At 66.1% G+C, this 13,554-nt stretch carries 13 protein-coding genes; 3 read left to right on the top strand and 10 right to left on the bottom strand.

Annotation, left to right across the window (positions count from 1 at the left end; genetic code table 11):
* Positions 1-113: 113 nt before the first annotated feature.
* From KBW98_RS08880 to KBW98_RS08835, 10 genes are all read right to left on the bottom strand, one after another.
* Positions 114-3,200 (bottom strand): DUF6701 domain-containing protein, encoded by a 3,087-nt coding sequence (locus KBW98_RS08880; protein ID WP_211519760.1) that lies wholly within the window; start codon positions 3,198-3,200, stop codon positions 114-116.
* 8 nt (positions 3,201-3,208) lie between these two features.
* Entirely contained in the window at positions 3,209-3,676 is a 468-nt protein-coding gene (locus KBW98_RS08875; RefSeq protein WP_211519759.1) for an agglutinin biogenesis protein MshP, read from the bottom strand.
* On the bottom strand, positions 3,673-4,569 hold the full coding sequence (locus KBW98_RS08870) for a type II secretion system protein (protein WP_229429069.1): 897 nt from the start codon (positions 4,567-4,569) through the stop codon (positions 3,673-3,675). Before KBW98_RS08870 ends, KBW98_RS08875 begins: the two co-directional genes overlap by 4 nt.
* Positions 4,566-5,141 (bottom strand): type II secretion system protein, encoded by a 576-nt coding sequence (locus KBW98_RS08865; protein WP_211519758.1) that lies wholly within the window; start codon positions 5,139-5,141, stop codon positions 4,566-4,568. Before KBW98_RS08865 ends, KBW98_RS08870 begins: the two co-directional genes overlap by 4 nt.
* Entirely contained in the window at positions 5,131-5,673 is a 543-nt protein-coding gene (locus KBW98_RS08860) for a Tfp pilus assembly protein FimT/FimU (protein ID WP_373888919.1), read from the bottom strand. Before KBW98_RS08860 ends, KBW98_RS08865 begins: the two co-directional genes overlap by 11 nt.
* Before the next feature lie 16 nt (positions 5,674-5,689).
* Positions 5,690-6,160: a type II secretion system protein gene (locus KBW98_RS24070; protein ID WP_211519756.1), complete on the bottom strand. Its 471-nt coding sequence runs from the start codon at positions 6,158-6,160 to the stop codon at positions 5,690-5,692.
* Positions 6,161-6,236: 76 nt separating this feature from the next.
* On the bottom strand, positions 6,237-6,701 hold the full coding sequence (locus KBW98_RS24140) for a type II secretion system protein (protein WP_211519755.1): 465 nt from the start codon (positions 6,699-6,701) through the stop codon (positions 6,237-6,239).
* Positions 6,702-6,761: 60 nt separating this feature from the next.
* Complete coding sequence (locus tag KBW98_RS08845) at positions 6,762-7,262, bottom strand: hypothetical protein (RefSeq protein WP_211519754.1); 501 nt, start codon at positions 7,260-7,262, stop codon at positions 6,762-6,764.
* Positions 7,262-8,503 carry a type II secretion system F family protein gene (locus KBW98_RS08840; RefSeq protein WP_211519753.1) on the bottom strand — a complete coding sequence of 414 codons (1,242 nt, stop codon included), beginning with the start codon at positions 8,501-8,503 and terminating at the stop codon, positions 7,262-7,264. Before KBW98_RS08840 ends, KBW98_RS08845 begins: the two co-directional genes overlap by 1 nt.
* On the bottom strand, positions 8,503-10,206 hold the full coding sequence (locus tag KBW98_RS08835; RefSeq protein WP_211519752.1) for a GspE/PulE family protein: 1,704 nt from the start codon (positions 10,204-10,206) through the stop codon (positions 8,503-8,505). The genes KBW98_RS08840 and KBW98_RS08835 overlap by 1 nt, the downstream gene beginning before the upstream one ends.
* A 173-nt stretch (positions 10,207-10,379) precedes the next feature.
* On the opposite strand from KBW98_RS08835, the gene KBW98_RS08830 reads away from it, so the two are divergent.
* From KBW98_RS08830 to KBW98_RS08820, 3 genes are all read left to right on the top strand, one after another.
* Positions 10,380-11,087: a histidine phosphatase family protein gene (locus KBW98_RS08830; RefSeq protein ID WP_229429068.1), complete on the top strand. Its 708-nt coding sequence runs from the start codon at positions 10,380-10,382 to the stop codon at positions 11,085-11,087.
* 71 nt (positions 11,088-11,158) lie between these two features.
* On the top strand, positions 11,159-12,229 hold the full coding sequence (locus tag KBW98_RS08825) for a phosphotransferase (RefSeq protein WP_211519751.1): 1,071 nt from the start codon (positions 11,159-11,161) through the stop codon (positions 12,227-12,229).
* A gap of 21 nt (positions 12,230-12,250) precedes the next feature.
* Complete coding sequence (locus KBW98_RS08820; protein ID WP_211519750.1) at positions 12,251-13,468, top strand: acyl-CoA dehydrogenase family protein; 1,218 nt, start codon at positions 12,251-12,253, stop codon at positions 13,466-13,468.
* Positions 13,469-13,554 lie beyond the last annotated feature (86 nt).

The following is a 13,554-nucleotide window of genomic DNA, read 5'->3' as shown; positions in this document are numbered from 1 at the left end:
AAAGGGATTCGGCTACCTCTTGATTATATTCAAGAAGTGCCGAAAACCATCACAAAATCTCACCGATTACCCGCTACGTGTGCGTTTCACGCCGTTTTTGCCCGATTTCGTTATCAATAGACTTCGCGCACGTAGATCACCGGGCTGCGATATTGACCGAAGGTCACTTGCCCGAAGGTGCTGGGCAGCCAGGCCGGACTGGCGAGGTTGACAAACACGCTGCCCTGCCGGTTGGCGCCGATCGGGGCGATCTTGTACTCGGCGCGGCCGCCTGTGAGGGGCAAGGCCCCGGCGCTGGCGGAGTCCAGGGCGATGCAGTTGGCGGTGCCGCTCATGCCGGCGACCTTCAGCGAGCGGGTGCAGCTGGAGAAGCGGACCTGGCTGACGTCGAGGACTGCCGGGTCGGCGTAAGTCGAGGTCGGCGCCCAGGCGGTGCCGGTCCAGAACTGGGCCTGCAGGGGGATGCGGGTATTCAGGCGTTCGGAGCCGAAGACGTTGGCCACCTCGACCCGGCCGGTGACGACCATGATGCCGTCCTCGATCGATTGGTCGATGTCGCTTTGTACCGAGCTCAGAGTCACGCCCTTTACCTTGTTCACGGCGCTATTGTCGCCGCGGAGTTCGCTCGCCTCGGCGCGCAGGTACACGGCGGTCGGGGACGGCCAGCCCGATTTGCTTCGCGCTCCATTCGGAACGAACTGAGGGCCAAGGGTGTAGTCCAGCGGACGGTTCAAGGTCAGGCGTTTATCGAGACTTGGATCAGACAATCCGCCGTTCAGAGGGCGCACGATTTCCGTCCCTGCACCCGGCTTGTTAACGGCTTTCAGGGTGATGTTCGGAACCAGCTCCAAGAACGTTTGCTGGTTGAAGCGCGGGAGATCGGCGCCATCGACATCGTGTGCCTTGATCGTGGTCGTAAACCGCTGCGCCGAATGGGTCGCGCTATCGATGGCGGCCTGGCCCTCGCTCGGACATTGCATGCGTGGCGCGCAAGGGAGGTTTCCGGCAACGGCAGTGGAGAAGTAGGCCGGATAGAAGCGGCCCACGATGTGCGGATCGGCCTCCGGATCGGCGCTCGTGCCCAGGTAATCGATTACCTTGGAACGTAGGGTGAAGCTGCCGATGTCGCTCCAGCTAAACTCCTTGCCGAGGAAAGGACCGGCATCTGGAAACGCTCCTTTCAGCTCAGCCACTTCGTTCGCCGCTACACCTGTAAGGTTATCGGCACGTGCGATCTCCGGCTTGGCATTCGGTCTCAGCGCCACGCCTTCATTGCCGAAACCTGGCAATACCGTCGTATTGTCGCTGGCAAGCGCCAGCAGGGAGATCGTGAATTCTTCACCAGCCATGGCGAACCCTGGCTCAGTCAGCTTCATTTTCGATTGGTTGATATACAGACCCTCGTTGCGGGTCACGATAAATTTCAGCTTGCTCGGCACCGAAGTGATGTCCGCATCGTCCAGGAGCCCCTTGCTGTCCTTCAGAAAGAGCTTCAGTTTGCCGACGTCGAGGTAGGAGAATTTCGTCTCGACCGAGGCGGTATTCGCGGGATAGCTCAAGGTCAGCGATTGCCAGGTTGGGTTGCCGGTAGCCGAGCTGCACTTGTCCAGGTTGATCGCAGTGGTTGCGGTCCCGACCGTGTGACTGTACCTGGCCTGCACCGTCGACGATTGCGGACCATAGCAGCCCAGCGCGAACTGGAGCGGCGCGGCGATGGTCTGGTTGCTGCTGATCGCCTGCGCCTTGCCGTCGGAGACGGCGGTCACCCACACCGAAGCCGTGGTCCCGGCCACAATCCCGTTGGCGGTCTCGTCATACAGCGGACAGGCGCTCGAACCGACCACCGCACCGATGTCGCATTTCTTGCTGGTGAACTTGTAGGCCGCCGCCTGCGGCACCACCGTGGTCGACTTGACGCTCTTGCTGTTGTTGGTGGTATCCGGATCCATCGACCCGGTCACCGTTGCGCTGACCGTCATCTCGCCGGCCTTCGTCACCTTGGTATTGAGCACGAGCGGCGGCGTGACCTCGTTCATGGCCAGCGTCTGCGCGTAGTTGCAGGTCACCACCTGGCCGAAGACCGTGCAGCTCCAGTCGGTGCCTGTAGCCGAGGTATAGGTCTGGCTGGAAGGCAGGGTAATGCGCACCGTGATCGGCCCCTCGTCCGCCGACGGGCCCTTGTTGTTCACCGTGAAGTTGTAGCTGGCCGGGGCGTTTTCCTTCAAGGGCCCGTTCTGGACGATCTCGAGCGCGAGGTCGGCGTCCGGCGCACTGGGCACGGCGAGGACGGCCGTGCTCAGCAGGATCATGTCCTCGGTGGCGCGGAAAGTGGCGCTGGCCAGGTTCTGCTTGGGCGTGAAGGGGCCGATCTCGTAGGTGTCGAAGTCGACGCCGATCGAGGCGCTGTCCTTGTTGACGCTGCTCTGCGAGTTGAACTGGTTGCCGGACGGCGCGTAATAGCCGTTGGTGAGGATCGAGGAGGTGTTGTTACCCGTGAAGTACACCGCTTCGGCGTTGGCGGACAGCGCCTGGTCGCCCTCCCACACGATGTGGCCGAAGCGGCCGCGTTCGGACGTGGTCACGTTGTCCGGGGTGCGGAAATTGGTCATCGTGAAGCGCAGCTCGGCGTAGTACAGGGGCTGGAAGCCCTCGTAGATGTTCAGGTTGCGGTAGGACTCGTTACCGTTCGAGTACACCACCAGCAGCGCGAAGCCGCCCAGCACGGCGTTGCGGTCGCAATGCAGGCTGCCGTTGGACACGCTCAGCCCGCTGAACGTGTAGTCGCCGGTGCCGTAGGACTTGACGATGCTGGTGACGTCGGCCGCGCTGCTGAAGTAAGGGATGCCGTTGGCCACGCTGGCCGTGTAGCTGCGGGTCGAGGATGCGGTGATCGAATAGCCGTTCATCGTCACGGTCCGGTCGGGACTGCTGCCCGAACCGGCCCAGTACAGCTGGGCGGAGACCACGTTCGACAGGAACGGCAGGGTGAGCCTGGCCGTCTCCTTGGTAGTCGGCGACGTCACCTGGCAGGACTTGTTGCCTTCCGCATAGCTGCGCAGGCTGGCCTGCGTGCCGGTGAAGTTGATGTTGCCCGAGTAGGTCTTGTACAGGCGCAGCGCCGTTTGCGCCTGCGCGGACGCGGCCCCGAACACGCCCCACGAAAGGATCGCGAACGCCGCCAGCGTCCGCAGCATCGACATGCATCGTTTCATAACTCGACCTCCACCTGGCGCCGCACATAGTCCGGACTAGTGCTGCTGGGCTGCTGCTCGCAGGCGCCGTTGACCGGCTGGTTGCAGGCGATCGCGCGGATGCGCCAGCGCTGCAGCGGCTGCGGATCGCCGTTGTCGTCTTCCACCTGCAAAGTGGGCAGCAGGGTGCAGCTCACCGTCACCGTATAGCTGGCCAGCACGCTGTCCGGCAGGCGGAACGAGGTCGGCGCCGCGCATTGGCCTGCGCGCAGGCGCTGGAACAGGCCCCATTCGATACCGGCGCGGGCGGCCTGGTAGGCGCGCGCGCCCTCCAGGTCGAGGCTGGCGCTGGCCTGCTGCGAATTGAACAGGCTCACCGCCGCCACGCCCATGCCGGCCAGGACGACCAGCAGGAAGATCGCGGTGACGAGGCCGACGCCGGCGCTGCGCGCCAGGCGGCGTACGGAAAGATGGTAGCGGTTCATGGCGTGTTGTCCACATGGACCTGGTGCACCAGGCGGACGGTCGCATTGCCGCCCTGCGGCACCCGCAGGAGGAGGTTCATGACCACCAGCGCGCTGCGGCGCGAGGCGGCGCTGCCGTAAGCGAACATGCCGGCGCAATTCGCCACGCGCGCGGCGATCACGGCGCGGCGCGGATTGCCCTGCGGCGGGGTCAGCTGGGCCGCGTTGATCGGATAGTCCCAGTAGCGCACCAGCGCATCGCTGCCGTCGCCCTGGCGCTCGCAGACATAGCTGACCGGGAAGTCGACCACCTGGAAGCGGCGGCCCGGCGAGGTCATCGGCGTCACCTGGGTGGCGAAGGTATTGAACTTCAGCCTGACGACCGGATTGTTGGGGTCCGCCATGTTGACCGACTCGACCCGCTCGATATTGCGGTCGGTACCGCCGCTGCGCGCCAGGTAGGCGTCCGAAGGCGCGCTGCCCTCGCCGAGGTTGTACACGACGATGTAGTCATCGGGGTCGATCCTCACGCTGGTGCCGCCGACGACCGTGAAGTCCCTGTTGGTAGCCGGATCCGTATTGTTGAAGTCGAGCGGGGTGCCGCTCAGGCCGAAATCTTCCGCCGCCAGGTAGCGCCCGCCGGTCTTGGTGAGCAGGAACTCGATGGCGTCGCCGTTCGGGTTCACGCGCACGCTGTTGGGCAGCGCCATGCGCAGGTCGCGCGCCACGCGGCGCAGCGCCAGGTCGGCTTCGTCGGTCACGGCGGCGCGCGCGGCCGTGTCGCGGTAGCCCCCGACCGGCCCGCGGATGAAGACCGCGACGATGGCCCCGAGGATGCCGACGATGACGATCACCAGGACCGCCTCGACCAGGGTAAAGCCGCGTGCGCGGCGCAGCAGGCGGCCGGCCGTCATTGGACCAGCGGCGCGTAGCGCGCGCGGTAGCCGTCCAGCACCAGGCGCTGGCCGTCGTAGGCGACCTCCACGCGGATGCGCAGGAGATCGGTATCGGCTGCGGCGCCGGCCGCACCGACACCGTTCATGGCCTGGGGCGTGATCGTCACGGTCGCCGCGTAGCCCTGCACGCCCAGCGGCGCGCCATTGGCGTCCGACAGCACGCCGTTCACGTTGAAGGCGGCGGTTGCCTGGTTGGCGGCGGCGACGTAGTCGTTGACGTTGTCGAACGGCCGGTTCCCGCTTTCCGAGCCCCAGTTCTCCGGCACCAGGCAGCCGGCGCTGCCGGTGACCGTTTCCGGGTTCGGATCGTCGGAGCTGGGGTCGCACCAGGTAAAGCGGGCCAGCCGCACTTCTTCCAGCAGGCCCTCGGCGATCATCAGCGCCTGCTTCTGGCGCAGCGGATCGGCGCTGTTGCGCGACGTATAGTTGAGCACCCCGACCACGGCCGCGAGTGCGATGCCGACGATTACGATGAACAGGATCAGTTCGATCAGGGTCAGGCCGCCCTGGCGCCGCGGCTTACTGGACATAGCCGGTCTCCGGGGTTACCGACACGGTGCGGCTCTGGCCGTCGCCGCCGACCGCGATCGCCAGGCCCGGGAACTCCCCGGCGCCGGCCACCGGGCGGCCCAGGGCGTCGAAGGCGAACTGGGTCATGACGACGGAATAGGAATAGCTGACGCCTTTCGGGCGGCCGATGCAATACCAGGCCGCCGACTGGCAGTAGGTGTCCGTGCCCTCGCCCGTGCTGCGCCCGGACGGGAACTGCACCCGGCTGGCCGCCGGGCAATTGCCGTTCGGCGCCACGTGGCACAGGCCGATGCGGTTGTCGCCCAGTTCGACGAACACCGGGGTGTTGCGGGCGATCGCGGTCTTTTGCGCATAGCGCAGCATGGCGCGGGTCTGCTCGGCGAAGAAGGCGGCGTCGAAGCTGTTGCGATTGAAATAGCGGGCGGCGCCGATGGCGCCCAGGATGCCGATCAGGACCAGTACGACGATCAGCTCGACCATCGTAAAGCCGGACCGGTGCAGCCGCTTTGCAGGGAATGGAATTGCGCCCACTCTGGTCTCGCGAGGCTTAACCGCAGACGAGCGGGTTGGCGGCCTGGCTGAAGACCGGAGGACGGTTGGCGCCGGTCGGCGCGGCGTAAGCGATGAAGCAGGTGGCGGCGGACGGATCGCTGTCCAGCATGCCGGCGGGCGAGATCACCAGCTCGTCCTTGTTGACTTCGATGCGGTAGTCATTCGCGTTCAGGCCGGCCGCGGCGGCGAAGGCCGCGGTCGCGTCCGGATAGCCATTGACGATGCCGACAGCCTGCCCTTCGACCGTCATGCTAGCGGCCGGCTTGATCAGCCACTGGGCGTGGATCATGGCCGCCGAGGAAGTAAGCGCGCCACGCGCGGCCTTCAGCTTGGCCACCTGAGCATCGCCGCTCAGCTTCGCGAACTTCGGCAAGGCCGTGGCTGCGAGGATGCCGAGGACGACGATCACGACGATCAGCTCGATCAGCGTGAAGCCCTGGTGGTGCCGAAGACGACGGATATGCATGACGCTCCCTTGAAAATCAAAAGGCACGGCCGCGAATGCGACCGTGCCCAAAGTATAAGCTGTCAGATCGACAGGCTTATTCGCACTTGGTCAGGTCCTGGGTGTAGGTCGGCGCGGCGTTGGCAGCGGCTTCCGTATAGCGCACGAAGCAGGTGGCTTCCAGGGTAGTCGGCAGGCCCAGCGGAGTCAGCGTGGTGGTCGCGTTGGCGCCGGTGGTGGTGACGACCTTGTAATCCTGGTTGTTGGTGATGCCGGCCAGCGGGGCGATGGTGCCGGCGCTCGGGTAGCCGTTGACCATGGTCACGGCGACACCTTCGATCGACGACACATTCGAATCGATCAGCCACTTGCCGTGCACCATCGATGCCGCCGAGGACATCGAACCGCGTGCAGCCTGCAGGCTGGCCTTGCGCGCATCGCCGCTCAGGCTGGCGAATTTCGGCAGCGCGGTCGCGGCCAGGATGCCCAGGATGACGATCACGACGATCAGTTCGATCAGCGTGAAGCCGCCCTGTGCGCCTTTGTTGAAGCTCTTGTTCATTCAGTTCTCTCCGTTGAGGTGGTGCGGACGTCACGGCCGCGGTGGGTTGATTGGTACTGCCTAATGCTGTTTCAGGTTCAGCGCATCGATTTCCAGCAGCGCCAATCCCCGCGTATCCCCGTCGAGCCGGTCATTCCGGTGCATCCGGGGCGAACGCATGAATTCTACCTTGAACTTCAGCAATTTTGATGTCCCGCGAGAAAAAGTGTCGCGGCTAAACAAATAGTTGATGCTCTTGTCAGTCCGGTCGAAGTACCAGCTTCCCTTGCGCAAGCCCGCCAGGTCGGGCGAATAGTATTCACCCAGGTAGTTCGGTGGCAAGCGGCTCAGCCAGTGCATCGGGTTTTCGCCGGCCAGTTTGGCCAGTTGCGCGTCCTCTTCCATGCGTGCCACGCGCGCCGCCAGCGCAGTCCTGAGCGCCCCCGCCACGTGGTGGGCGGCAGCGCGCTCGGACTCCTCGCGCACATCCAGCAGCCTGATCAGCAGGCCGCCCGCGAGCAGCGCCACCAGCAGCATGCAGACCGCGAATTCGAAGCGGCTTGCCCCGCCCTGCCGCTTCATCACTTGCCGTGCAGCGCCGCCTGGCCCAGGTCCCAGATCGGCATGAAGATGCCCAGCGCCAGGATCAGCACCATGATCCCCAGGAAGGTGATCAGGATCGGCTCGATCTGGCTCGACAGGGTCTTGAGTTCGTAGTCGACCTCGCGCTCGTACATTTGCGCGATCTCGTCCATCAGGTCGTCCAGCGAGCCGGATTCCTCGCCCACGGCGATCATCTGCAGCACGATGGGCGTGAACACGTTGGCCGCCACCGAGGTGCGCAGGATGCTTTCGCCGCGCTCGACGCCGTCGCGCATCTGCTCGATGCGCGAGCTCAGGTAGGCGTTGTCGGCGGTCTGCGACACCACGGTCAAGGCTTGCACGATCGGCACCCCACTGCGCATCGACAGCGCGAAGCTGCGCGCGAAACGGGCCATGGTGGCCTTGTGGATGATCTTGCCGGCGATCGGGATGCGCAGCTTCTTCTGGTCCCACTTGAGGCGTCCGGACGGCGTTTTGGTCCAGGCGCGGAAGCCGAAGATGCCACCCGCCGCCAGCACGGCCAGCGCAGGCCAGTAGGCGACCGTGAATTCGGAGGTATTCAGCAGGATGCGGGTCATCAGCGGCAGCTCGGCGCCGAAGGACTTGAACACCGCGGCGAACTGCGGGATCACGAACACGTTCACGACCGTCATCGCGATCACCATCGCGACCACGACGAAGGTCGGGTAGCGCATCGCGGTCTTGACCCGCTCGCGCATGTCGCGGTCGAACTCCAGGTGGTCGAACAAGCGCAGGAAGACTTCTTCCAGGCGGCCCGTCATTTCGCCCACCTTCACCATCGACAGGTAGAAGGGCGTGAAGCATTCCGGGTGGCGCATCATGGCCGCCGACAGCTCGCGGCCGGAGTCGAGCGATTCGCGCAGGTCCTTGATGACCTTGGCGAAGGATTTGTTGATCGCCGATTCCTGCAGGCCCGCCAGGCCGCGCATGATCGGCACGCCCGACTTGAGCAGGGTGTAGATCTGGCGGCTGAACAGCTGCACGTCCATCGACGTGACCTTCTTTTCGGTGAAGCGGGCCAGCAGGCCGGCGGCGCCTCCGGCGGCCTCGCCCGGCCCCTTCTTCGAAGGCGTGATCTCGATCGGCGTCATGCCGTTGGCGAACAGCAGGTCGGCCACGGCCGAGCTGTCGGCGCCTTCCAGGATGCCCTGGGCCAGCTCGCCGCGCGCGTCGCGGCCTTTGTAGGCGAAGAAGGGCATCAGTCGTCCTGCTGGTTACTGACGCGCATCGCCTCGGCGATGGTGCTGCGCCCGGCCACCGCCAGGGCGACCGCGTGGCGGCGCAGGGTCTGGCCGCCCATCTCGGCGTGGGCCACCTTCAGGAAGTGCGAGGGGTCGGGGTGGTTCACCGCCTCGGTCACGGCGCGGGTCATCTCCAGCAGCTCGTAGACGCCGGTACGGCCGCGGTAGCCGGTGCCGTTGCAGTGCGAGCAGCCCTTGCCATGGAAGAAACGGGTGCTGGCGGCGCGCTCGCCCAGTTCGGAGCGCAGCCAGTTGACTTCGCTCGCTTCCGGCTGGTATTCGGTGGAGCAGCTCTCGCAGATCACGCGCACCAGGCGCTGGGCCAGCACGGCCTGCAGCGAGCCGCCCACCATGTAGCGCGGCACGCCCATGTCCATCAGGCGCAGCGGCGTCGAGGCGGCGTCGTTGGTGTGCAGGGTCGACAAAACCAGGTGACCGGTCATGGCGGCGCGCAGGCCGATCTGGGCGGTTTCCTGGTCGCGCATCTCGCCGACCAGCACGATGTCCGGGTCCTGGCGCAGCGCGGACCGCAGCACGCGCGCGAAAGTCAGCTCGATCTTGTCGTTGACCTGCACCTGGTTGATGCCCTTCATGCGGTATTCGACCGGGTCCTCGACCGTGATCAGCTTCTTCTCCACCGAGTTCAGCTCGGACAGCGCGCTGTACAGGGTAGTGGTCTTGCCGCTGCCCGTGGGGCCGGTGACCAGCACCAGGCCGTTGGGGCGCGCCACGATGTTGCGGAAGCGCTCGACGATGCGCGAGGGCATGCCGATCGCATCCAGGCGCAGGGTGGTGCCGCCCTGGTTCAGCAGACGCATGACCACCGATTCGCCGTACTGGGTCGGCATCGTCGAGATACGGACGTCGACGCGCTGGTTGCGCACCTTGACCGCGAAGCGGCCGTCCTGCGGCAGGCGCTTCTCCGAGATGTCGAGGTCGGCCATCAGCTTGAGGCGCAGCGCCAGCGGGGTGGCGACCTTGAGGTCGGCCTCGGTCTGCAGGTGCAGCACGCCGTCGATACGGAAGCGGATCGCCAGGCGCCCGTCCTGGGGCTCGATGTGGATGTCCGAGGCGCGCACCTGCACCGCGTCGTCGAACACCGACTGCAGCAGCTTGACGATGGGGGCTTCTTCCAGGCCCGGGTTGGCGGCCAGGGCGCCGAAGTCGATCGAGGTGTCGCCCAGGTCGGCCTCGACCTCGCGCGCCAGGCCGGTGATCTCGCCGGTGCGGCGGTAGATGCGGTCGATCGCGGCCAGGACCTCGGTCTCGTTGACCACGGCCAGCTCCACGCCCTTCTTCAGCAGGCGTGCGATCTCGTCATAGGCGAACAGGTCGGTCGGGTCGGACACGCCCACCAGCATGGTCTCGCGGCGGTCTTCCAGCACCAGGGCGCGGAAGCGGCGCGCAGCCGTTTCCGGCAGCTGGCGCACCAGCTCGTCGTTGATGTTGTAGAACTTGAGATTGATATAAGGGATGTTCAGCTGGCGTGCCAGCGCGCCCGAGATCTGCTCCTCGGTCACGTAGCCGCTTTCCACGAACACCCGGCCCAGCTTGCGGCCGGTGCGCTTCTGGTCGGCCAGCGCCTGGTTGAGCTGTTCTTCGCTCAACAGCTTCTGCTGCATCAGCACTTCGCCAAGTCGCACTTTTTCCGGCCTTGCCATACCATCCCTCGAGAGTTGTGTTTCGCGGGCACAATTTTATTCCAGAAAGAACAGTAATTGACGGCTGGCATCGAGATTGCACCGCTATTCTGTCTCGAATACGCCTCGCTCATCCATATGGGCGGTGTAAGATGGCCAATATCCGTGTCTTTTCACTCATGATGGGAGTTTCGATGCACGAGCCTGCGCCGGGCGAGCGCCGCCGCATCTACCTGATGCGCCACGGCAGCGTCACCTATTTCGACGACAGCGGCAAACCCTTCCTGCCCGAGACCGTGGACTTGAACGAGGCCGGCGTCGCCCAGGCCGACGCGGCCGGCCAAGCCTTCTTCGAGGCGGGAGTGCGTTTCGACCGGGTGATCGTCTCCGGCCTGCCGCGCACGGTCCAGACGGCCCGGCGGGTGCTGGCCGCGACCGGCCAGCCGGCCGAGATCGAGGTGTGGCCGGAACTGCACGAAATCCGCGGCGGACGCCTGGCCGATATCCCGGCGGCCGATCTGCGGCGCGCCTTCACCGGCGCCTTCGAGGGCCTGGTGGACGAGCAGCAGCGCTTCCTGGGCGGAGAATCGGTGGGCGAGATGATGGACCGGGTCCACCCGGCGGTCGCCAAGCTGCGCGCCGCGGGCGACTGGGACACGGCCCTGCTGGTGCTGCACGGCGGCGTGAACTGCGCCATCCTGTCGCTGGCCCTGACCGGCCAGCGCCTGTTCCTGGGCGGCCTGTCCCAGGCCGCCGGCTGCATCAATGCCCTCGACGTCGGCCTAGCGCCGCACGACTGGGTGGTCCGCTTCGTCAATCATGTCCCGCCCGGCCCGCTGCAGCCGGGCGCCCGCACCACCACGATGGAACAGTTGTTCGAGCAGTACCGCAAGGGGCGCTGAGAGCATTCTTTCGCCCAAAAATAGAACGTCCGTGCCTTTTGCGGACGCACATCCCACGACCTGGAGACACGATGTTCGAAGACATGATGGGAACCAAACCGGTGTCGGAGCGCCAGCGCTTCGACACCGGCGCGCTCGACGCCTGGATGCGCGCGCACGTGGAAGACTACCCCGGCGGCCCCCTGGCCGCCGATCAGTTCAAGGGCGGCCAGTCCAACCCGACCTTCCTGCTGCGCGCAGCTGGCGGCAAGCGCTATGTGCTGCGCACCAAGCCCGGCCCGGCGGCCAGGCTGCTGCCCTCGGCGCACGCGATCGAGCGCGAATTCCGCGTCATGAACGCCCTGCACGGCGCCGACTTTCCAGCCCCGCGCCAGTACGCGCTATGCACGGATGAAGCGGTGATCGGACGCGCCTTCTTCGTCATGGAGCACATCGAGGGCCGGGTGCTGTGGGATCAGTCCCTGCCCGGCATGACGCCTGAGGAACGCGCCGCCATCTACGACGAGCAGAACCGCGTGATCTCGCGCCTGCACACCATCGACCACGCCGCCATTGGCCTGCACGACTATGGCAAGCCGGGCAATTATTTTGCGCGCCAGATCGAGCGCTGGACCAGGCAATACCAGGCCTCGATCACCGAGCCGATCGAGGCCATGGACCGCCTGATCGACTGGCTGCCGGCCCATATCCCGCCAGGGGACGACACCAGCATCGTGCACGGCGACTACCGCCTCGACAACCTGATCTTCCACCCCAGCGAGCCGCGCATCCTGGCGGTGCTGGACTGGGAGCTGTCGACCCTCGGGCACCCGCTGGCCGATTTTTCCTACCACTGCATGAGCTGGCACATCCCGCCCGGCCAGTTCCGCGGCATCGCGGGCCTGGACCTGGCCGCCCTCGGCATCCCATCGCTGCAAGAATACGTGGCGCGCTACTGCGAACGCACCGGCAAGACCATCCGCGAGGAGGACTTCGACTTCTACCTGGCCTACAACATGTTCCGGCTGGCCGGCATCATGCAGGGCATCATGAAGCGCTATGTCGACGGCACCGCATCCAGCAGCGCCGCCCTGGAAAACGGCAAGGCCGCGCGCCCGATGGCGGAGATGGCCTGGCGCTTCGCTTCGCGCAGCGCGGCGTAAAGAACGACCAACGGAGACACCATGGATTTTGCCTACTCAAGCCGCTGCGAGGAGCTGCGCAACCGCCTGCTCGCCTTCATGGACGAGCACATCTATCCGAACGAAGGCGCCTTTGCCGAGGAAGTCGCCCGCAACGGCGCCAACGGCAGCCGCTGGCAGCCGGTACAGCTGATCGAGCGCCTCAAGCCGCTGGCGCGCCAGGCCGGCCTGTGGAACCTGTTCCTGCCCCGCTCCAGCCGCGCGCCCGAAGGCCTGTCGAACCTCGACTATGCGCCGCTGTGCGAGATCATGGGCCGGGTGCCCTGGGCGCCCGAGGTCTTCAACTGCTCCGCGCCCGACACCGGCAACATGGAAACCATGGAGCGCTACGCCGGCGAGGAACTCAAGGATGCCTGGCTCGAACCCCTGCTGCGCGGCGAGATCCGCTCGGCCTTCGCCATGACCGAGCCCGAGGTCGCTTCCTCGGACGCGACCAACATCGCCACCCGCATCGAGCGCGACGGCGACGGCTATGTGATCAACGGCCGCAAGTGGTGGATCTCGGGCGCCGGGGACCCGCGCTGCCGGGTCTATATCGTGATGGGCAAGAGCGACCCGGGCGCGGAACGGCACCGCCAGCAGTCGATGATCGTGGTGCCGGCCGATACGCCCGGCATCACGGTGGTGCGCCCGCTGCCGGTGTTCGGCTACGACGACGCGCCCCACGGCCATTGCGAGATCCTGTTCGAGAACGTGCGCGTCCCGGCCGCCAACATGCTGCTGGGCGAGGGACGCGGCTTCGAGATCGCCCAGGGCCGCCTGGGCCCGGGCCGGATCCACCACTGCATGCGCGCCATCGGCGTCGCCGAGCGCGCCCTGGCGCTGATGTGCCGGCGCCTGGAGAGCCGCGTCGCCTTCGGCCGCAAGCTGTCCGACCAGGGCGTCTGGCGCGAGCGCATCGCCGAAAGCCGCATCCGCATCGACACCGCGCGCCTGCTGACACTGAAGGCGGCCTACATGATGGACACGGTCGGCAACAAGGTGGCGCAAATGGAAATCGCCATGATCAAGGTGCTGGCGCCCACCGTGGCCCAGGACGTGCTGGACTGGGCGATCCAGGCCCATGGCGCGGCCGGGGTGTCGGAGGAGTTCCCGCTGGCCTACCAGTGGGCGGCCAACCGCACCCTGCGCCTGGCCGACGGCCCGGACGAAGTGCATCGCAACGCTATTGCCAAGCTGGAACTCGGACGCCACGGCTAGGCGGAGCGGCCAAGCCCCCCTAGCAGGGGCCGCGCGCACGATCCGGGACGCCGCTATGCATGGTGACTGAGCTCAGCTACCATGGG

Source organism: Massilia sp. ST3, from assembly GCF_018119405.1.
Classification (GTDB): Bacteria; Pseudomonadota; Gammaproteobacteria; order Burkholderiales; family Burkholderiaceae_D; genus Telluria.
This window is presented reverse-complemented; position numbering and strand designations above follow the sequence as displayed.